This window comes from Bradyrhizobium sp. HKCCYLS2038 (genome assembly GCF_051167655.1).
In the GTDB taxonomy this organism is placed as follows: domain Bacteria; phylum Pseudomonadota; class Alphaproteobacteria; order Rhizobiales; family Xanthobacteraceae; genus Bradyrhizobium.
Genome location: NZ_JBNPTM010000012.1, coordinates 75,708 through 93,899, shown reverse-complemented (window position 1 = coordinate 93,899; position 18,192 = coordinate 75,708). Strand labels below are relative to the sequence as shown.

General features: G+C 65.8%; 18 protein-coding genes and 1 pseudogene. 11 read left to right on the top strand and 8 right to left on the bottom strand.

Features of this window, described 5'->3' with window-relative positions:
• Window positions 1-103 precede the first annotated feature (103 nt).
• From ACQR1I_RS33240 to ACQR1I_RS33230, 3 genes are all read left to right on the top strand, one after another.
• Entirely contained in the window at window positions 104-1,699 is a 1,596-nt protein-coding gene (locus ACQR1I_RS33240; RefSeq protein WP_434870642.1) for an acyl-CoA synthetase, read from the top strand.
• A gap of 6 nt (window positions 1,700-1,705) precedes the next feature.
• Window positions 1,706-2,563 carry a PCC domain-containing protein gene (locus ACQR1I_RS33235; RefSeq protein WP_434870643.1) on the top strand — a complete coding sequence of 286 codons (858 nt, stop codon included), beginning with the start codon at window positions 1,706-1,708 and terminating at the stop codon, window positions 2,561-2,563.
• Between the two features lie 75 nt (window positions 2,564-2,638).
• Window positions 2,639-3,403, top strand: a complete 765-nt coding sequence (locus ACQR1I_RS33230; RefSeq protein ID WP_434870644.1) for an AAA family ATPase — start codon at window positions 2,639-2,641, stop codon at window positions 3,401-3,403.
• A 678-nt stretch (window positions 3,404-4,081) separates the two neighbouring features.
• Here ACQR1I_RS33230 and ACQR1I_RS33225 read toward each other — a convergent pair.
• Window positions 4,082-4,909, bottom strand: a complete 828-nt coding sequence (locus tag ACQR1I_RS33225; protein WP_434888871.1) for a hypothetical protein — start codon at window positions 4,907-4,909, stop codon at window positions 4,082-4,084.
• 365 nt (window positions 4,910-5,274) lie between these two features.
• Here ACQR1I_RS33225 and ACQR1I_RS33220 point away from each other — a divergent pair, with 365 nt between their 5' ends.
• Both ACQR1I_RS33220 and ACQR1I_RS33215 read left to right on the top strand, forming a co-directional pair.
• Window positions 5,275-5,544 carry a hypothetical protein gene (locus tag ACQR1I_RS33220; protein WP_434870646.1) on the top strand — a complete coding sequence of 90 codons (270 nt, stop codon included), beginning with the start codon at window positions 5,275-5,277 and terminating at the stop codon, window positions 5,542-5,544.
• A gap of 261 nt (window positions 5,545-5,805) precedes the next feature.
• Complete coding sequence (locus tag ACQR1I_RS33215) at window positions 5,806-6,039, top strand: DUF2171 domain-containing protein (RefSeq protein ID WP_434870647.1); 234 nt, start codon at window positions 5,806-5,808, stop codon at window positions 6,037-6,039.
• Window positions 6,040-6,371: 332 nt separating this feature from the next.
• Here the strand turns inward: ACQR1I_RS33215 and ACQR1I_RS33210 are convergent.
• Window positions 6,372-7,696 (bottom strand): annotated as a pseudogene (locus tag ACQR1I_RS33210) (LVIVD repeat-containing protein).
• A 402-nt stretch (window positions 7,697-8,098) separates the two neighbouring features.
• Between ACQR1I_RS33210 and ACQR1I_RS33205 the strand changes: the two are divergent.
• The gene (locus ACQR1I_RS33205; RefSeq protein ID WP_434870648.1) at window positions 8,099-9,112 is read left to right on the top strand and encodes an acyl-CoA desaturase; all 1,014 of its coding nucleotides are present in this window, start codon (window positions 8,099-8,101) and stop codon (window positions 9,110-9,112) included.
• 121 nt (window positions 9,113-9,233) lie between these two features.
• Here ACQR1I_RS33205 and ACQR1I_RS33200 read toward each other — a convergent pair whose 3' ends face one another.
• Window positions 9,234-9,545: an ArsR/SmtB family transcription factor gene (locus tag ACQR1I_RS33200; protein ID WP_434870649.1), complete on the bottom strand. Its 312-nt coding sequence runs from the start codon at window positions 9,543-9,545 to the stop codon at window positions 9,234-9,236.
• Between the two features lie 89 nt (window positions 9,546-9,634).
• Between ACQR1I_RS33200 and ACQR1I_RS33195 the strand changes: the two genes are divergently transcribed.
• Window positions 9,635-10,387 carry an SDR family NAD(P)-dependent oxidoreductase gene (locus ACQR1I_RS33195; protein ID WP_434870650.1) on the top strand — a complete coding sequence of 251 codons (753 nt, stop codon included), beginning with the start codon at window positions 9,635-9,637 and terminating at the stop codon, window positions 10,385-10,387.
• 540 nt (window positions 10,388-10,927) lie between these two features.
• Here ACQR1I_RS33195 and ACQR1I_RS33190 read toward each other — a convergent pair.
• On the bottom strand, window positions 10,928-11,908 hold the full coding sequence (locus tag ACQR1I_RS33190; protein WP_434870651.1) for a cytochrome P450: 981 nt from the start codon (window positions 11,906-11,908) through the stop codon (window positions 10,928-10,930).
• Window positions 11,909-12,460: 552 nt separating this feature from the next.
• Here ACQR1I_RS33190 and ACQR1I_RS33185 point away from each other — a divergent pair.
• On the top strand, window positions 12,461-14,008 hold the full coding sequence (locus ACQR1I_RS33185) for a hypothetical protein (RefSeq protein ID WP_434870652.1): 1,548 nt from the start codon (window positions 12,461-12,463) through the stop codon (window positions 14,006-14,008).
• 373 nt (window positions 14,009-14,381) lie between these two features.
• The gene (locus ACQR1I_RS33180; RefSeq protein WP_015666732.1) at window positions 14,382-14,510 is read left to right on the top strand and encodes a hypothetical protein; all 129 of its coding nucleotides are present in this window, start codon (window positions 14,382-14,384) and stop codon (window positions 14,508-14,510) included.
• Between the two features lie 84 nt (window positions 14,511-14,594).
• Here the strand turns inward: ACQR1I_RS33180 and ACQR1I_RS33175 are convergent, their stop codons facing one another.
• A complete protein-coding gene (locus ACQR1I_RS33175) occupies window positions 14,595-14,729 on the bottom strand; it encodes a hypothetical protein (protein ID WP_434870653.1) in 135 nt (44 codons plus the stop codon).
• Between the two features lie 198 nt (window positions 14,730-14,927).
• On the opposite strand from ACQR1I_RS33175, the gene ACQR1I_RS33170 reads away from it, so the two are divergent.
• Together ACQR1I_RS33170 and ACQR1I_RS33165 are read left to right on the top strand one after the other, a co-directional pair.
• The gene (locus ACQR1I_RS33170; RefSeq protein WP_434870654.1) at window positions 14,928-15,413 is read left to right on the top strand and encodes a protein-tyrosine phosphatase family protein; all 486 of its coding nucleotides are present in this window, start codon (window positions 14,928-14,930) and stop codon (window positions 15,411-15,413) included.
• Window positions 15,414-15,686: 273 nt separating this feature from the next.
• Window positions 15,687-16,652, top strand: a complete 966-nt coding sequence (locus ACQR1I_RS33165; RefSeq protein WP_434870655.1) for an NAD-dependent epimerase/dehydratase family protein — start codon at window positions 15,687-15,689, stop codon at window positions 16,650-16,652.
• Window positions 16,653-16,923: 271 nt separating this feature from the next.
• Here ACQR1I_RS33165 and ACQR1I_RS33160 read toward each other — a convergent pair whose 3' ends face one another.
• The 3 genes from ACQR1I_RS33160 to ACQR1I_RS33150 all read right to left on the bottom strand — a co-directional run bounded on the left by ACQR1I_RS33160 (window position 16,924) and on the right by ACQR1I_RS33150 (window position 18,130).
• Window positions 16,924-17,265: a hypothetical protein gene (locus ACQR1I_RS33160; RefSeq protein ID WP_434870656.1), complete on the bottom strand. Its 342-nt coding sequence runs from the start codon at window positions 17,263-17,265 to the stop codon at window positions 16,924-16,926.
• 14 nt (window positions 17,266-17,279) lie between these two features.
• On the bottom strand, window positions 17,280-17,573 hold the full coding sequence (locus ACQR1I_RS33155) for a CPCC family cysteine-rich protein (protein WP_434870657.1): 294 nt from the start codon (window positions 17,571-17,573) through the stop codon (window positions 17,280-17,282).
• A 203-nt stretch (window positions 17,574-17,776) separates the two neighbouring features.
• Window positions 17,777-18,130, bottom strand: a complete 354-nt coding sequence (locus ACQR1I_RS33150; RefSeq protein WP_434870658.1) for a hypothetical protein — start codon at window positions 18,128-18,130, stop codon at window positions 17,777-17,779.
• Window positions 18,131-18,192: the final 62 nt, after the last annotated feature.

The following is an 18,192-nucleotide window of genomic DNA, read 5'->3' as shown; positions in this document are numbered from 1 at the left end:
GTAACGGGCGGCTGAGATCGTCCGGGGATCGATCGAGGGGACGCTGCCAAATGAGTCTGTTCACGAGGCCATTCATCCGCGTTATCAGCACGAGGGCTCGTCGATGACACAGCTGCGCATGTCCCGACGGGTGATGAACCTCGCGCATATCGTGACGCAGAACGGCCGCCGGCTCGGCGACTGCATCGGCTTCGTGTGGGGCGAGCGCTCCTGGACTTGGCGCGAGATCGACACGATGGTCTCGGCGCTCGCGGCGGCGCTGGCCGAGCAGGGCATCGCCAAGGGCGATCGCATCCTGGTGCATTCCAAGAACTGCGAGGAGATGTTCGTCTCGATGTTCGCCGCGTTCCGGCTCGGCGCGGTCTGGGTGCCCACCAATTTCCGCCTGATGCCGGACGAGGTCGCCTATCTCGCGACGGCTTCGGGAGCGAAGGCCTTCCTCTGCCATGGCGATTTTCCCGAGCACGCCGCCGCAGTGACGACCGCATCGTTCACCTGGCGCATGGGCGACGGCGGCGACCTCGGCTCGCGCTCCGTCGCTGACGCGATGAAGGCGCATGCCGACGCCGACCTGGCGAACGCCGCGGTCGAGCACGACGATCCCTGCTGGTTCTTCTTCACCTCGGGCACCACAGGCCGCTCCAAGGCCGCCGTGCTGACTCATGGCCAGATGGCGTTCGTCATCACCAATCATCTCGCCGACCTGACGCCCGGGACCACCGAGCACGATGCCTCGCTCGTCGTCGCGCCGCTGTCGCATGGCGCCGGCGTGCATCAGCTGATGCAGAGCGCGCGCGGCGCCAAGACCGTGCTGCTGCCGAGCGAGAAGTTCGACATCACCGAGGCCTTCCGCCTGATCGAACGGCATCGCGTCAGCAACCTGTTCACGGTGCCGACCATCCTGAAGATGATGGTCGAGCATCCCGCGGTCGACCAGTTCGATCATTCTTCGCTGCGCCATGTGATCTATGCCGGTGCGCCGATGTATCGCGAGGACCAGAAGCGCGCGCTGGCGCGGCTCGGCAAGGTGATCGTGCAGTATTTCGGGCTCGGCGAGGTCACCGGCAACATCACCGTGCTGCCGGCCGCGGCGCACGAGCAGGAGGATGGCCCGGAGGCGCGGATCGGGACCTGCGGCTACGAGCGCACGGGCATGCAGGTCTCGATCCAGGACGACCAGGGCCGCGAACTGAAGCCCGGCGAGACCGGCGAGATCTGCGTCATCGGCCCGGCGGTGTTCGCCGGCTACTACGATAACCCCGAGGCCAACGCGAAGGCGTTTCGCGACGGCTGGTTCCGCACCGGCGATCTCGGCCACATGGATGCGCAGGGTTTCGTCTACATCACCGGGCGCGCCTCGGACATGTACATCTCCGGCGGCTCCAACATCTATCCGCGCGAGGTCGAGGAAAAGATCCTGACGCATCCGGATATCGGCGAAGTCGCCGTGCTCGGCGTGCCCGATCCGGTCTGGGGCGAGGTCGGCGTCGCCGTCTGCGTAGCCCGCGAAGGCGCTGCAGCGCCGAGCGAGAGCGACATTGCCGGCTATCTCGCGACCAAGCTGCCGCGCTACAAGATGCCGAAGCGGTTCTTCTTCTGGGATGCGTTGCCGAAATCCGGCTACGGCAAGATCCCCAAGCGTCTGGTGCGCGACGAACTCGAAGCGCGCGGGCTGCTCGACCTCACAAAGAAGGGCTGAACCTTGATGCGTTCCATCACTCAGCCGGGCGCGCCCGTTGCGGAACGGATCCAGTGGGTCGAAGCGCGCGGCCGCGCCTTCACCTTCACGATGGAGAAGGGCCTGCCGCTGCTGCAGGCAGCGCATCGCGGCTTTGCGGCGCACGGCTTTGCCGGCGGCGTGCTCGACATCAGAGGCGGTGCGCTCGGGCCGTTCGCCTATGTCATGCCGGCGCTGTCGAAGACGCCGGACCACGCCGCGTTCTACAGCGAGACCTATCGGCCCACCGGCGTCACGCGGCTCGACACGGCGACGATGACGCTGGGCGTCCGCGACGGCGCACCGTTCTTCCATTGTCACGCGCTGTGGACGGAAGAGGGCGGCCGCGCCGGAGGCGGGCACATCCTGCCGGAGGAGACGATCGTTGCCGAGCCGTTCGAGGTCAAGGCGTTCGGGCTCGATGGCGCGATCTTCGCGGGCGAGCCCGACCCTGAGACCGGCTTCAAGCTGTTCGGGCCAGTCGCGGCCGTACCGCGCGAGGCCAAGACCGACCGCCGCGCATTCGCGCTGCGGCTGCGGCCGAACCAGGATTTCGCCGGCTGCCTCGAAGCGTTCTGTCAGGCGCAGGGCATTCGCGAAGCCCGGATCCACGGCGGCGTCGGTTCGACCATCGGCGCGCGCTTCGAGAGTGGCGCCATCGTCGAGCCGTTCGCGACTGAGTTGACCATCACGTCCGGCAAAATCGCGCCAGGCGCCGATGGCCTCGAGGCCGTGCTCGACGTCGCGCTGGTCGACTACACCGGCACCCTCGCACGCGGCCGTCTGGTTCGCGGCGACAACCCGGTGCTGATGACGATGGAGCTGGTGCTGGAGGTCGTGGCGTAGCCTGCCACGGACGGTGGCCGTTTCAGCCGCGATGTGCGACATTGCCGCTGGTGTCCCTGGGGTTGTGAATGCGTCATGGCGAGGAAGCAGCGCGAGATCCGGCTGCCCGCACCCTATCTGAAGCGGCTGTCGCTCGATCCGGCCAAGATCACCGACCGTGCCGCCTATCCGTTCTGCCTGCCGTTCCTGCAGGACGATTTCGAGCTGAGCTTCTCCCACGCCATCACCATCATCGTCGGCGAGAACGGCACCGGCAAATCGACCCTGCTCGAAGGCATCGCAGCGCTGGCCGGCTATGACGAGGCCGGTGGCGGCAAGGGGTACATGCCGGTGAACCATGCCCGCGCGGTCGAACGCATGGGCGGCGCGCTTGGTGCGGCGTTCCGCGCCAGCTGGTTGCCCAAGGTCACGAACGGTTGGTTCTTTCGCGCCGAAAGCTTCTTCTCGGTGGCGCGCTATCTCGACGAGGCCGCGTTGGACGTCGGCGGGCCACCGCCGGATTTCCTCTCCCACTCCCATGGCGAAGGGTTTCTGCGCTTCTTCGAGGAGCGCTGCCGGCGCCAGGGCCTCTACATCTTCGACGAGCCGGAGTCGGCGCTGTCGCCGGCGCGGCAGATCGAGTTCTTGAAGCTGATGAGGCGGATGGATGAGGCGGGCCATTGCCAGGTATTGATGGCGACGCATTCGCCGGTGCTGATGGCTTATCCCGGCGCGACGCTGCTGCGGCTGACCAAATACGGCCTGGAGAAGATCGCGGTGCGGGACACTGATCACTTCAAGGCGCTGCGCGAGTTCTGCAACGATCCGGATGGATTCGTGCAGGGTGTGCTTGCGGAGTGAGGTGAAGTGGCGCCAGCGAACGGTGAGGTCGAGGCGCCTTGCGCCGCCGTCGTTGCGAGCGAAGCGAAGCAATCCAGGGCTGCGTCGGGACTCTGGATCCCTTCGTCGCTTTGCTCCTCGCGATGATGGAGAGACATGGCTACGCATTCCCGCGGCGTGAATTGCACCCGAGCTTTGATATTCGTGTCGCCCTCATGAAGTGAGAGGGCGCGGGGAATGCCGGGCGCTGGCCGCACCCATGGCCCGCCTGCGAAAAAAAATGCAGGCGGCAGGAACCACAGGTTCAGCCGAGACATCCCGGCATTCCCCGCGCGATGGTTTTCACGCTTATCTCGCGATCTCCCCGGTGTCCGGCTTGTTAGCCACCGTCATTAGCGGGATCATCATCACCCGCCAATTTGGCGCCAGCCTCGGGGCGCCAGGACCACGCGTCTTCACGTCCGCAAGCTGCCGTTCGTCGGCGAGCCCAAGGGCCCGCTGCAGCAAACTCGCGGCCACCGCATCGCCGGCCCCACGTCTCGTGACGATCGCGATACGCCCCTCTCGCGGGCCGGGATGCCGCAAGACAATCATGAATTCGGAAAAAATGAAAGTGATTTATTTTTTCCGGAAGATCTGGACAGGACATATCGGCTTGAGATCGAACACGAAATAGCTGCGCGCGCACGGTCTCCCGCGTCATTGCGAGCGCAGCGCATTGCGACGGATCAGGCTCCAGACGACCACGGCCGTGGCTGTCGTTGCGATCAGATGCTTCAAGGTGTGCCCGCTGACGAAGCCGAGAGCGATCGCGATCTCGTGGTCGAGCACCTCGGCGAGCTTGGCCAGCACGTAGAGCAGCATCGCGGCGGCGAAGGCGATGCGATCGGCGCGCGGGGCGCGATGGATCGCCTGCCACAACGGGATGAGAACGAGCGGCAGACCCTGCAGCAGCAGATAGGGTCGCAGATCGTCCGCGCCGCTTCGCGCAGTGATGACCCACCATGCGACGCTGGCGACCGCAAACAATCCCATCACGAACGCTTCCATTCCGGTCCGCAGTCCCGGCTGGGTGTCTCCGCGGACGCCAACGAGCAGGCCGGCGCAGGCGAGCGCGATCGGCAGCCGGTCCCAGACCAGGCGGCCATTGTCGGGAGCGAGGTGGTAGAAGGCGGACCCGAAAGCAGTCAGCAGGAGGCCGGCCAGAAACATCCCGTAGCCCGGCCATCCCGCGCGCAGAGATGCGTCGGTGCGGCGAGGCCAGAGCTTCAGCCAGCCCCAGATGGCGACCAGCGCGAACCCGGCGTTGGACAGCACGTCGGCTGCGTGCGGGATGCCGAGCACGGCCGATTGGTCGGCGAATTCGTTGTAGTGCGCCGGCTGGGCAATGCGTCCATGCATCACCATCAGCAGGATGGCCCCGACCGTCACCGCCGTCGGCGCGAGCCGGATCCAGGGCGCCGCGCTTTGGCCCGTCCCGCCTTGGCCTTGGCTTGTCGTTTCGAGATCGAAGGAGGTCGCCATCATCGATTCCACATTTATGAGCATCGCTCAAATATCGATACAGCAATTTTGAGCAATGTTCAAGGGCGCACAGGATGTCACCGGCAGGAGTTCGCCCGTATGACGCTGTCGCAGGGTGGGCAAAGCGGCGCCGTCAGGTGGCACGTGCCCGCCATCGGTCGAGGTGATCGGCGGGCAGGGCGCGCGCGGTGTGCGCAATTTCTCCCAACACTTGCTGTTGCGGGATGGCATCGAACCAACGGTCGAGCGCCGATGACAGACAAAGATGTGATCGACGCGTGAGCACAGCGGACCGTGCGATGATCGCTGAAACGGTTAGGCTGTTGGAACGACCAGGGTGATCGCGCAGAACGGGCGATGTTGACGTCATGGACGGTGCTGACTTTCTCGGCTCACTGCTCGCCGATCTGCTGCCGCAGCCGATGTCCTGCACCGAGCTGGCGCGGACGGGCATTTTCAGGTCGCCGCTGTACTACATCTATAACGGCCTTCTGCTGGTGCTGTTCGCGCTGATCTTCACACCCATGTTCGTCCGCTTTCCGCCGATGCTGTTCCGGAGCGACATGATCGCGCTGGTGATCGTCGCGGTCGCCGCCTTCTTCGTCCGCCGTGCGCTCAAATGGCGCTATCCGATCTGACGTGACGGCGGGTGCAGTCCATAGGAAAGTTAGTTGGGCGCAGCCGTAGGGTGGGCAAAGCGACGCCGACGGCGGCGCGTGCCCACCATCGGTGGTGCTGGGGACGGGCGGTGGGCACGGCGCGCGAGACATCGTCGCATCATGAGATGCTTCTTGGCGCGCCTTTGCACACCCTACGGCTCCGTGTGTACCCCCGCGCGGAACGCTTCCATCGTCCGTTTGTTGAAGGAGCTTCTCTATCACCGCGAGAGGACTCCCGCCATGCAGGACATCAGGGAACACATGGAGGTCATCGGCGCTGACGGCGTGCATGTCGGCACCGTCGACCGCGTCGAGGGCAACCGCATCAAGCTGACCAAACAGGACGGCGGCGAGGGCAGCCACAAGGGCCACCATCACTTCATCGACAAGGGCCTCGTCGCCGAAATCGAGGACGACAAGGTGCGGCTCTCGGCAGTCGGCGCCGTCGCGGTCACGATGGAAGAGGAGAAGTAGGGAAGCAGGTCTTCCGGACCGACAATTAAGCAGACCGTGGCCTCATGGTTCGAGACGCGCCGCCATTGATGCTGATTGCGATGGCCACATCGGTGGTGCGGCGCTCCTCACCATGAGGGGCGTGCACCGAAGGCGGCGCTGCACATCGACTATGAACATGCCAACCGGCGCGTTCATGAAGAGCGTCTGGCACGAGGGCCCCATGCCGCGCTGCTGCTCCTCACGCTGAGGAGCGCGCCACTTGGCGCGCGTCTCGCAGGACGAGGCCCGGCCGTTGCCGTCTTAGTTCTCAAGGTGACGCGATAGCATCGCCTGAGCGCGCCGCCCCCATCTCACCCCTCATATTGCAGCACGTGCAGTCCCGCATTCCAGTCGGTCGCGTACATCAGGCCGTCCTTGGTGACGAACACGTCGGCGGTCTTGGCGGCGAGCGACACGTTGGGCCGCGGGTCGATCAGCTTGGCCGGTGCCGGCGGCAGCCAGGATGCGAGCTCCTTCGGTGCGAACTGATTGCGGATGTCGAACACGCGCACGCCGCCGGCGTTGTAGGTCGCGAAGATCGTGTCCTCGCTCTGCATCGAGCCGGGGCGGTTCTCATGCAGATTGTGCGGGCCGAAGGTGCCGGGCGCGGCGCAATAGTCGCGCTCGGTCGGCACCGGCAAGGTCGCGATCGTCACCGGATTCTCCGGCACGCGGACGTCGACGACGAAGATCTGGAACAGGCCCTGGCGCATTTCTCGGCATTGGCCTCGTCGGCGACGATGGCGAGGTTGCGGCCTGGCAGCGGCAACGGCGTATGCGTGCCGCCGGGGAAGGGCGGCGACCAGTTCAGATGCGACAGCAGTTTTGGCTGCGCCGGATCGGAGACGTCGTGGATGGTGAAGCCGCCGTCGCGCCAGGCGCCGTAGCCGAGCTTGCCGGCGACGATCATGTGATGCAGCGCGTAGCGCTTGCCCTTCGGCGCGGTCGACGCTTCGCCGGCGGCGCGGTTCATGCCCGGCAGCCACCATTTCGAGACGATGACCGGCTTGGTGATCTCGTTGAGATCGACGATGCACAGGCAGTGATCGGTGAAGCCGTCGAAATGCGCCGAGACATAGGCGTAGCGGCCGCCCATCCAGGACAGCCGGTTGATGCCAAGCCCGGGCATTTCCAGAAACGCGATCTCGCGCATCTCGCCGGGCTTGGAGATGTCGTGAATCGAGAGGCCGCTGCGGAACGGCTTGCGCTTGGTGATGCTGTCGGACAGTGAGTTCTCGAAATAGCCGCGCTGGTCGGAGTAGGATTGCATCGCAACGATGTTGGCGCCGTTGGCAAGCAGCAGCAGATCGTCCGAGGTCTGCAGATGATGCGTGCGGGTGAACTGTCCGGCGGTGAAGAAGTTCACGGGCTTGACGTTGTGCGGATCGCTGGCGTCGAGGATGGTGACGCCGTCGCTGAACATGTGGCCGACATAGAGATGGTTGCGGTGCGCCATGATCTGCACGCTGTCCGGCCGCCCGCCGATGTCGCTGTAGGAGATGTGCTTGATGCCGCGCCCGATGCCCTCCGGCGGCACCGCCGGCGCATCAGCGGCGCGCGCCATGCCGCCGATCCCGGCCATCGCGGCCATTCCCAACAGCCCCTGCAGATGCGCACGGCGGCTCAGCTTCGGCATGATCGTCCTCCCCCCTGATGTCTCTTTTGCCGTTAAGGCTAACATGCGCGGGGCCTGGGGCAAGGGCGTGCATCGTTGGATGCGATCCCGCGAGATGGCCGCGCGCGCCCTGTTCGCCGTGCTGCGGCGGCACAGTGATTGTCGGGGCCTCGCGCGCATAGGCTGCAAACGAGCGATCGGCCAGCTTTCACCGCGTCATTGCGAGCGCAGCGAAGCAATCCAGGGCTGCGCGCGGGACTCTGGATTGCTTCGCTGCGCTCGCAATGACCGTGGTGAGGCCTTTGGCGTCTAGGCCTTGCGCCGGCGTGACGCGGCGCGACGGCCGCCCGGTGCTTGCGAGAGCGCGCCTACAACTGTACGATGCGCCGCAGCATGGTTAATTTTTCATGAATGGGCTGGCGTATGAGTATCGTTGTTGAGGGCGTGATGTCGGACCAGGCTGCGGAGCCGAAGCTGCCGCCGGGCGTGCTGCTCGAAGGGCCGGTGGTCGATGCCAAGTTTCGCGATTCCTACATCGCATTCGGACTGATGTTCGCGGGCACTGTGGGATGGCCGGTGTGGGCTGTCATGTACGGCATCGGCTGGGTCGAAATCGCGGTCTTCCTCGGCATGTTCGCGCTCACCACGGTCGGCATCGGCGTGGCGATGCACCGCCTGTTCGTGCATCGCAGCTTCCGCTGCGGCCCGGTCATGCGGGCGTTCTTCTGCGCCATCGCCACCATGGCGGTGCAGGGCTCGGTGCTGAAATGGGTCTCCAACCATCGCCGGCACCACCTCCATTCCGACAAGCCCGGCGACGTGCACAGCCCGTATTATGACGGCATGGGCCATCGCTATCTCAGCTTCGCCAAGGGCATGATGCATGCGCAGGGCGGCTGGGTGTGGGACCAGGCGACGACCGATGCGGAGTACTACGCCAAGGACATCCTCAACGACCCGATCGCGATGTTCTTCACCCGCACGCGCTGGGTCTGGTACACGCTGTCGGCGGTGATCATTCCGGCCGCGATCGGCTACACCTTCGGCGGCGTGCATACCATGGTCGGCTGCGTGCTGTTCGCCGGCCTGTTCCGCAGCTACGTCATGACCGCCGCGACCTCGCTGGTCAACTCGGTCTGCCACAGCGACGGCCGCTGGGGCTATCGCCGTTATAAAACCAGCGACGGCACCACCAACGAACTCATCACCACGCTCGTCACCTTCGGTGAGGGGCTGCACAACAACCATCACCGCTTTCCCCGCGACGCCTATCTGTCGCACGCCTGGTACGAGATCGACATCAACGGCCTGATCATCCTGGGCCTTGGCAAGCTCGGCCTCGTCCACGACATCTTCGCAGCCGGCCTGCACCGCAATCCGGACGCCGCCAGCGATGAACGCGATGGTGAGATGGAGGCGGCGGCCCGCGAGGCGTGATGCGGCGATCGGCGCGGAGCGCGTCGTGCGCAGCCCGGATGAGCGCAGCTTCATCCGGGTTCATCACCCGCGATTGTCGTAACTCCGGATATCGCCACCGCCCACCCGGACGACGGCCGCTTCAATCGGCGTAGCCCAGGATCGTCTTCAGCAGTTTCGGGAAGCGCGCGTTGAGGTCGGCCTCGCGGACGACGTTGCGGTGCTCGACGCCCTTCTTGGTGGTCTGGATCAGGCCGGCCTCGCGCAGGATGCGGAAGTGGTTCGACAGCGTCGATTTGGCCATGCCGGGGCAGGGGGCGGCCTCGATGCAGGACCTGCAATCGGTCTGTTCCATCAGCCCCTTGACGATGCGCAGCCGCATCGGGTCGGCGAGTGCCGAGAGCACGCCGGCCAGGGTGATGTCCTCCCGCGACGGATGAAACAAGGGCGCCATGGAAAATTATATAGCGGGCCCCTTGCGGCGGTTCAATAGTTCACTAGTTCTGAACAATTGAATTAGCGCCGCGGCGCAAGGAGAGCAGCATGAGCAGGAGACTGGAAGGCAAGGTGGCGCTGGTGACCGGCGCATCGAAGGGGATCGGCGCCGAGATCGCGGCGCGGCTGGCGGCGGAAGGCGCCGCGATCGCCGTCAACTACAGCGCCAGCAAGGCGGGCGCCGACCGCGTCGTGGCCGGCATCACCGCCAAGGGCGGCAAGGCGGTGGCCGTCGGCGGCAATCTGACCGACGCCGGCCAGGTGAAGAGCGTGGTCGCCGAGACCGTCAAGGCGCTGGGCCCGATCGACATCCTCGTCAACAATGCCGGCGTCTACGCGTTCGCGCCGCTCGACGGCATCACGCCGGAGCATTTCCACAGCCAGTTCGATCTCAACGTGCTCGGCCTGCTCTTGGTGTCGCAGGAAGCCGCGCGGCACTTCAATCCGGCCGGCGGCAGCATCGTCAACATCTCCTCCGGCGTGTCGACGCTGACGCCGCCGAACACCGCGGTCTACAGCGCGACCAAGGCCGCGGTCGACGCCATCTCCTCGGTGCTGTCGAAGGAGCTCGCGCCGCGCAAGATCCGCGTCAACACCATCAACCCCGGCATGATCGTCACCGAAGGCGTCGTCGCCGCCGGCCTACACGAAGGCGACATGCGCACTTGGATCGAAACCGCCACGCCGCTCGCCCGCGTCGGCAAGGCCGAGGAGATCGCCGCCGCGGTGGCGTTCTTCGCGTCCGATGATGCGTCGTATGTGACAGGCGAGACGCTGCATGTGACGGGCGGATTGCGGTGAGCGATCGAGTAGGGCGGATTAGCGCAGCGTAATCCGCCGCTCGGCACACAAGATGGCGGATTCCGCTGCGCTCATCCGCCCTACGCACTGAACCGTAGGGTGGGCAAAGCGCCGCCGTGAGGCGGTGCCCACCGGCGGTCGCAATGGGTGCGGACGGTGGGCACGTCGCGCGAGACCTTGCGCCCAACAGCGGTAGAGTGGCGCGCCTTTGCCCACCCTACGGCGCTGCCTGCTAATTGCTGAGCGGTCGACACATCGTGGCAGTAATGATGGAAATGAAATCACGGTGCGAGTGAATGCGCCCTCTCCCCTTGTGGGAGAGGGCATGTAGGACTGTGCGGCAGACTCGGTCGGGTGAGGGGTATCTCTCCACGCGCATCGCTCGCGGAGAGATACCCCTCACCCGACCACATGCGTGGATGGGCCGTACATGCCCTCTCCCACAAGGGGAGAGGGCGCAGTTACTTGCACTGTGCTTCTTTCCCCATCAGCACCTGCGATGAGCACTTGTTAGTTGTGCTCCTCGTCCGCCACGTCGCCTCACCCCACCACGATCACCGCATCGCGCAACTCATACCCGCTGCTCACCGGGTTCGTCGTCTTGGTCGGGCGCTGCTCGAGCCGCAGGCCGGGGACGCGCATGAGGTGGTCGAGGAAGATCGCGGCTTCCTGCAGTGCCACGGCGGCACCGGGGCAGCGGTGCGGGCCGTCGCCAAAGCTCATCAGGCTGGCGGAGCCCTTGGCGGGGCGGGCGCGGTCGGGATCGAACTGGTGCGGGCAGGCGCCGGCTGCGGCTTCGTCGCGGTTGGCGGCGCCGACGTCGATCTCGACCACGCTGCGCGCGGGGATCGTCGTCGTGCCCGCGTCGGTCTGCACCGTCATCTCGCACGCCGTGCGGCGCTTCAGCACCGACACCACCGGCTCGAGCCGCAGCACCTCTTCGAGAATGCTCATGCGCTGCGGCTCGTCGGCGGCGAGGAAGCGCGCGCGCAGCGCGTCGTCCTCGAACAGCCGCAAGCTCGCCATGACGATGAACTCGCGCGTCGTCGCCATGCCCGCGGCGCCGTAGGTGAGGCATTCGGTGAGGATCTCGCGGTTGGAATAGCCTTCCGCGATCAGATGCGAGATGACGTCCTCGCGCGGCTCACGGCGCCGGGCGCTGATCGCCGGGCGCACGTCGAACAGATAGAAGGTGAAGGTGCGGAGCTGGCCGGCGATCGCGCTGAGCAGGGTCGAGACCGGTCCGTCGCCGGCGGGCATCGTGAAGAAGCGGTTCAGCCGCGCCGCCATCGCATCGCGCGGGCTGTCGGTCAGCCCGATGATGTCGGCGGCGACGGCGACCGCGAGCGCAAGGCTCATGTCGTCGAGGCGCGCCCGCCGCGTCGCGCAGAACTGCGCCACCAGATCGCGGCTCATCGCCTCCATCAGCTCACGATAGCGGGTGGCGACGACGCGCGGCGCGAAGAACCGCGCGGTGGCGCTGCGCTGCTTCTGATGCGATTCGCCATCCTGGTACAGCACCGGCGCGTGGCGCGGGCCCGAGAAAGCGATGCACCAGCTCGGCCTTGAACCCGGCCTGCCGCACGTCGCCGGAGCGCAGCACGTCACGCGCGGCCGCAAAACTGTCGATCCGGATCACGCCGTCGCCGCCCTCAGGAAGGTGGTTCGGTCCGCGGACTGTCTGAACGCTCATGCTGGAACTCACTCGCCGATTGGATACGCAACATCCGCCGACGCGCGGCGGCCGGACCCTTCAGGTAAGGCTGATGCGAGCGAGATCAACTGCCGCTCGGGTGATGATGATGCGGCGGGAAGGGGGCGAACATCTGGTCGCAGGGCGCGCGGAGTTGCTTATCGATGGACGCAGGGATCTCCGTCATTGCCGGCACAGCGAACAGTCCAAACAACTTCAAGTTGATTAATCGCTTCATCTCGTATCAAATCGAACTCGCCGAATCTGCGATGTGCGCGTCACGGACCGGCATCGTTTTCAAACTCCCACGGCTGGAATGGATGGCGTTTGTCATCATTCGGTTCCGGCCGGCTGGATTTCAGATCACCAAGGAGATTTTCATGCGCATCGTGTTCGCGTTGTCGACCCTCTCCGTCACCGTGGGATCAGCCGTTCTCGGCTGGGGACTGACCACGGCGCGCCCGGCGCACGCGTTCCTCGAGGACATCTGCATCCCGCGCGTGAAGGATGGACTGAGGAATTGCCTCGCGCCGGCCAGCGCGTGCAAGGATCCGGCGGAGGCGCTCAACCGCGGCTGCCTGCTCGAGGCGGTGCAGTTTGCCGCCATCCCGCCGGGACGCAGCATGATCCATGCCGACAGCACCTATTTCATCGCCCAGGCGCTCGGCTATCGCGCCGACGTGGCCTATTGGATCGCCGCCTACAACGAGAATTCCGACTACGGGCAATATGCGCCGATCGACCAGTGCGGCGGGCAGGCCACGACGACCAATTCGGGCGCCAGCTACATCACCGCTGCGTTCAACGGCTTCCAGCGCACCAACAACACCACCGACGGACCGCTGTATCATTATATGCTGAATTTCTCGCCGAACGGGCAGGGCACCGACGTGCACGGCGCCAGCGGTGTGCAGGCCGTCTATCCGTTCCATTATCCGCCGCCCGGCTATCCCATCACCATCGACGACGTCTATCAGGGCACGCTGTACGACCTCCGGCAATGGGCCATGAAGGGCGACGAGGCGCCGGGCCTGCTGTGCACCGCCGGCTACACCGTGCCGAACGGCTCGTCGAATTTCAGCGGCCCGAAATGCCTCGCGAACGTGCCGCTCAGCGGCAACGTGCCGCTGCTCGAGAACTACGCCATCGGGCCGGCGATCAACGTGACGTCGGGGCCGAAGATACTCGACAACAGCAACCCCAGCGCGGTCGTCGACTACACCCAGCTGAAGTCCTGGCTGGACGACAAGCAAAGGACCACCGGCGTGCTGTTCGACGACCCGAAGAAGCCGCCGGTGCCGGTGCAGATCGCCCGTATCGGGCTCTATCTGCATAGCCTTCAGGATGCTTCCTCTCACGGCACCTTCTGCGGCGACGACGCGCCGTCGCCGCCCGGCGGCTCGGATGTCGGCAGCTACATGGCCATGAGCTCGGGCAGCATCAAGCTGGTGTTCGGTACCTATTGCGCAACGGGGCCGCATCTGGCGAGCCACGTGCAGGAGACCGGCACCGGCGATGCCAGCCTGCCGCTGCGCAACTACGTGGCGCTGAACAACACGGTCGACGAACTGATCCTGTTCGGCAACAACGTCGCCAAGAAGCGCGGCTGGATCGTCAACCCCGACCTGCTGCCGCCGAACGTCGTCGGGGCCAAGAGCGCCGCCGGCGACAGCGCCGCCGACCTGAAATCGCGCCTCGTCGGCCGCATCGTCTCGGGGCAGCAATGGTCCCGTGCCGAGGTCTACAATTCCGGCGTCATCACCCTGCCGCTGCAACGTACCGACGCCCAGGACCGCCTGAACACGATGAACGCCGCGCTCGGGGCCTATTCGAAGCGGCTGATGAACGCCAACCCCAAGCTGACCCCGCTGAAGCCGATGCCGGGCAACTCGTTCGTGCCGGGAGATACGTCGGTGTGCTTCAAGTAGGGGCTGTCGGTGGAGGTCGCATGAGAGCGGAAGCTCTCTCCACACGTCATTCCGGGGCGCGCGAAAGCGCGAGCCCGGAATCCATACCCACAAGCCGTCGTAACGGGCAACCATAGTCGTGGGCATGTATCTCGCCACCTGATAACCGCTCGTGGCTATGGATTCCGGGCTCGCCCTTCGGGCGCCCCGGAATGACGAGGCGAGAGAGTCGTCCGACCTTCAGAGGCTGCACAAAGCGCTGTCAGGCGACTGATGTCGATCATTCTCACTGTCCCCGCCACGGTCGTCACGAGGCGCCGCAGCCACCATGCCATTGTTCGGGATGGAGATAGCGGCTAAACGCGCCTGCAACGAACTCATCCCGGAGACCAGCATGGCCAACGAAAAAGGCCCGAACATCAAGAAGAAGGCCAAGTGCAAGAATTGCGAAGGCAAGGGCTTGGTCAAGAAGGGCGACAAGGTGTTGAAATGCCAGCGCTGCCACGGAACGGGACTGCGCTAGGCCACGGGAGGCAGCCGCGGCCGCGAAGCGTTGGTGAAGTGGAGCTATAAGCCCGCCCGCAGAGCCGTGTGATGGAGCCGCCCCTCATCGGGGGCGGAATTTGGCGAACGCGGCTGCGACGTCTTCCTGGCTGGCGAAGCGTCCTTCATCGGCGGCGCGCAGGGCGCGATCAATGCCGGTCAGCTCTGCCTCGCTCGGCCGGTATTCGCCGCCGGCCATGCTGGCGTCGATTTCGAGCGCAAGGTCTGCAAGCTCGTCCTGCAGATCGGCTGGTCACGCCTCGACGCGTGCGAGGACGTAAGTGAGCCTCTTCATCTTCATGGCCGCAGAGTACCGCAGCGCGCGTCGGCCGTCATGGGGGTGATGCGCTGACGTGGCCCATCTATGACCGCTCCACCGAAGATCGGATCTCCCGCCATGTCTCGCCTTCACTGGATCGATTGCCCCACCACCGGCCGCCTCGCCATCGCCGCGCGGCCGCGCGCGGGCGACTGGCTGGAGGATGAGATCGGCGGCTGGGCGGCTGAGAGCATAGCCCACGTCGTCAGCCTCCTGGAGCCGGCGGAGATCCACGACCTCGGCCTGCACCGCGAGGCCGCGCTGTGTGCTGTCAGCGGCGTGGCGTTCGTATCGTTCCCGATCCCCGACCGCGGCCTGCCCGAGAGCCGGCGCGCGACGGCAGAGCTCGCGCGCAGCCTTGCCGCGCGGCTGTCGGATGGCGCAGATGTGCTGATCCATTGCCGCGCCGGCATCGGCCGCTCCTCGCTGCTCGCCGCCTGCGTCATGATCCGCCTCGGCGTCGATGCCGCCGAGGCCTTGTCGCGCATCGCCACGGCCCGCGGCGTCGGAGTACCCGACACGGAGGAGCAGCGGGCATGGGTGATGGCGATGTCAGCAGAGTAGGGCGCGTGAGCGCCTTGTCGTGCACCGATCAGCCAGACCAAGGACGTTCAAATCGGAACGGGTGGGCAAAGCGCCGCCGTCAGGCGGCACGTGCCCGCCATTTTTCATCACGCGCGCTTGCGCTGCGCACGATGCGACGCGGCGTTGCCGTGTGCGCCGCTTTGCCCACCCGCTCATCCGCGGTTCCAACCGCGGCCTCACGAAGAGGTGTCCTTGAACAGCTTTACGCCTCGACTACGTCGAGAGTGACGGCAACGGATCGAGGAGCACATCATGCGAATCCTAGTTGCGGGCGCGACCGGCGCGGTCGGGCGATATCTTGTTCCGGCACTGGTTGCCGCGGGTCATTCGGTGATCGGCACGACACGGAGTGAAGCGAAAGCAGACATCGTGCGCCGATTGGGCGCGGAGGTGGTGGTCGCCGACGGGCTCGATGCCGAGGGCATGCGCGCTGCGGTCATCGCGGCGAAGCCCGAAATGGTCATCCACCAGATGACCGATCTTGCTGCGACCGACCTGCGCCATTTCGATCGTTCCTTCGCGCGAACCAACGAGCTACGCACCCGCGGAACCGACATTCTGCTTGCGGCCGCGCGCGATGCCGGCGCGAGGCGCTTCATCGCGCAGAGCTTTTGCGGCTGGAGCTTCAGCCGCACCGGCGGAGCCGTGAAGACCGAGGCCGATGAGCTCGATCCGCATCCGCCCCAGGAGCTGCGGCGCACGCTCGACGCCATCCGCTATCTGGAGCGAAGCGTCACCGCATCGGCGATGCCGGAAGGGATCGTGCTGCGCTATGGATTTTTCTACGGACCGGGCACCGGCATGCTCTCGCCTGAAATGATCGGCGAGCTGCGCCACCGGCGGGTGCCGGTGATCGGCCGCGGCGGCGGCACGTGGTCGTTCATTCACACCGAGGACGCCGCCTCTGCAACGCTGGCCGCAGTCGACCGCGGACGCGCCGGCAGCATCTACAACATCGTCGACGATCATCCGGCGCAGGTGGAGGAATGGTTGCCCGCGCTGGCCGAAATGCTCGGTGCCAAGGCGCCGCGTCACATTCCCGCCTGGCTCGGGCGCCTGCTTGCGGGCGAGCACATGGTTGCGATGATGACGGAGGTGCGCGGGGCATCCAACGACAAGGCCAAGCGCGAGCTCGGCTGGCTGCCGGCGCATGCCTCCTGGCGCGACGGTTTTGCGGATGCGTTGAGGCAGCCCACCAGCCACCGCTCGGCGGCCTGAGCCCGCGGGCGAGCCGCCCGGCCTGGGTCCGGGCGTGGGATCGCATTCCCTGCCTGGCCCGTCATGGATGAGTGGGGAGGTCGCAACCCATGCCCGCTCGCGGCAGCGAATCCGGGCTACGCGACCTCGACCACCAGCGCGGGATCGAACGCCGGGTTCTCGCGGCCATAGCCGTGCCGGTTGCAGATCACGCGCGTGATGCCGATGTGATGGTCCGAGGGCGTGTGGATGTGGCCGTGGACCCAGAGCGCCCGCGAGCCATGGCTCTCAGCTACTCCGCGCGGCGCTGGTAGACGGAGAACACCGGATTGCCGGACTCGCAAGGCACGGCCGGAAGATAGCGATGGCCGATCAGAGGAATCAGCATGGGCGCGCGGGAGACCACCGAGCGGAAAATCTCCTCACAGGCGTCCAGACGTGCTGGCTTGTCGCCCCATTCGGGCACCACAGACTGTTGTGCTCGAGGTCGAAAAGCAGCCCTTCGAGCGGCCAGTCGAGCGCGTCCCCGGATGGCTGCCTTGTCGGCCCGGTCATGATCGGCGACAGAACGGCGCTCTCGCAACAGGACGACGAGATCAGGCGGAAACACCAGATCGAATGTCGCTACGCTCATCCGAGCTACTTTTGCTACAGTTCGTCGTCCCTTGGCATGCGGACGTTGGCGCGAAAGACGGGATCCGATGCGCCACATGCAGCGAAGTTGCGCCGCGCGTCGGTCAGCGAAAGCGCTCCATTCGGGCCGCCGCGAACAACGTCGGCATCATGATCGTCTTGCCCGTCGTCCTCCCAGTAGCACACCGCGCAGATCTCGAAGCCGCCGCGTTCGCCTAAGGTGAGGAAGCGGCAGCATGGACAGCGATAGCCTGCGTCGGAGGGAGGCGTCCCGACGTTATGGAATTTGTCTGGGTCATCGAATGGCATCCGCCGATGATGTGGGACTCAACGGGGCCGGTCAACGCCAGCCCGATGGGCCCCCGCCGACATGAGCGCGACGGAGGAGCGGCATCACCGGTCTCGTAGCCCGGATGAGCGCAGCCATATCCGGGTTCGGCACCGGCGTCGGGGGAGACCCCGGATGTCGCTGCGCTCATCCGGGCTACGGCACTGATGTCTCGTGCGCCGCTTCAGGGGGATTCCGGCGTCGAAAGCGTCTTCCAGAGCAGATATCCGCCCAGCACGATCAGGATCATCGGCATGAGCGGCAACGACAAGGCGAGAAGATCCCAAGTGCCGGCCGCGAGAATGATGACCCCCATGATCACGCCGAACCTGTCGACCTTCAGGCTCCGTTGCGTCCGCATCATCTGTACGCCCAGGATGAGGACGCCGACGCCCACCAGGAACCAGCCCCAGGACAGTCCCGCGAGCATGACCACGCCGAGCCAGATGAAGAATACGGCCCACGCGGCTGAATCGATTTGACGGTGCGGATCGGGGGCATCGTGGGATGGGACGAGAGACGCTTGCGTATCGGCCATGATGCTGCCTCCGCTTCTCTGACGGTGACAGTCTGGTACGGGTCCACTTCAACGCCGTTGAT

Excerpts from the sequence above, each read along its gene's own strand:
- ACQR1I_RS33240 (WP_434870642.1), top strand. The coding sequence starts at position 104 with ATGACACAGCTGCGCATGTCCCGACGGGTGATGAACCTCGCGCATATC.
- ACQR1I_RS33235 (WP_434870643.1), top strand. The coding sequence starts at position 1,706 with ATGCGTTCCATCACTCAGCCGGGCGCGCCCGTTGCGGAACGGATCCAG.
- ACQR1I_RS33230 (WP_434870644.1), top strand. The coding sequence starts at position 2,639 with ATGGCGAGGAAGCAGCGCGAGATCCGGCTGCCCGCACCCTATCTGAAG.
- ACQR1I_RS33225 (WP_434888871.1), bottom strand. The coding sequence starts at position 4,909 with ATGATGGCGACCTCCTTCGATCTCGAAACGACAAGCCAAGGCCAAGGC.
- ACQR1I_RS33220 (WP_434870646.1), top strand. The coding sequence starts at position 5,275 with ATGGACGGTGCTGACTTTCTCGGCTCACTGCTCGCCGATCTGCTGCCG.
- ACQR1I_RS33215 (WP_434870647.1), top strand. The coding sequence starts at position 5,806 with ATGCAGGACATCAGGGAACACATGGAGGTCATCGGCGCTGACGGCGTG.
- ACQR1I_RS33205 (WP_434870648.1), top strand. The coding sequence starts at position 8,099 with ATGAGTATCGTTGTTGAGGGCGTGATGTCGGACCAGGCTGCGGAGCCG.
- ACQR1I_RS33200 (WP_434870649.1), bottom strand. The coding sequence starts at position 9,545 with ATGGCGCCCTTGTTTCATCCGTCGCGGGAGGACATCACCCTGGCCGGC.
- ACQR1I_RS33195 (WP_434870650.1), top strand. The coding sequence starts at position 9,635 with ATGAGCAGGAGACTGGAAGGCAAGGTGGCGCTGGTGACCGGCGCATCG.
- ACQR1I_RS33185 (WP_434870652.1), top strand. The coding sequence starts at position 12,461 with ATGCGCATCGTGTTCGCGTTGTCGACCCTCTCCGTCACCGTGGGATCA.
- ACQR1I_RS33180 (WP_015666732.1), top strand. The coding sequence starts at position 14,382 with ATGGCCAACGAAAAAGGCCCGAACATCAAGAAGAAGGCCAAGTGCAAG.
- ACQR1I_RS33175 (WP_434870653.1), bottom strand. The coding sequence starts at position 14,729 with ATGGCCGGCGGCGAATACCGGCCGAGCGAGGCAGAGCTGACCGGCATT.
- ACQR1I_RS33170 (WP_434870654.1), top strand. The coding sequence starts at position 14,928 with ATGTCTCGCCTTCACTGGATCGATTGCCCCACCACCGGCCGCCTCGCC.
- ACQR1I_RS33165 (WP_434870655.1), top strand. The coding sequence starts at position 15,687 with ATGCGAATCCTAGTTGCGGGCGCGACCGGCGCGGTCGGGCGATATCTT.
- ACQR1I_RS33160 (WP_434870656.1), bottom strand. The coding sequence starts at position 17,265 with ATGAGCGTAGCGACATTCGATCTGGTGTTTCCGCCTGATCTCGTCGTC.
- ACQR1I_RS33155 (WP_434870657.1), bottom strand. The coding sequence starts at position 17,573 with ATGCCATTCGATGACCCAGACAAATTCCATAACGTCGGGACGCCTCCC.
- ACQR1I_RS33150 (WP_434870658.1), bottom strand. The coding sequence starts at position 18,130 with ATGGCCGATACGCAAGCGTCTCTCGTCCCATCCCACGATGCCCCCGAT.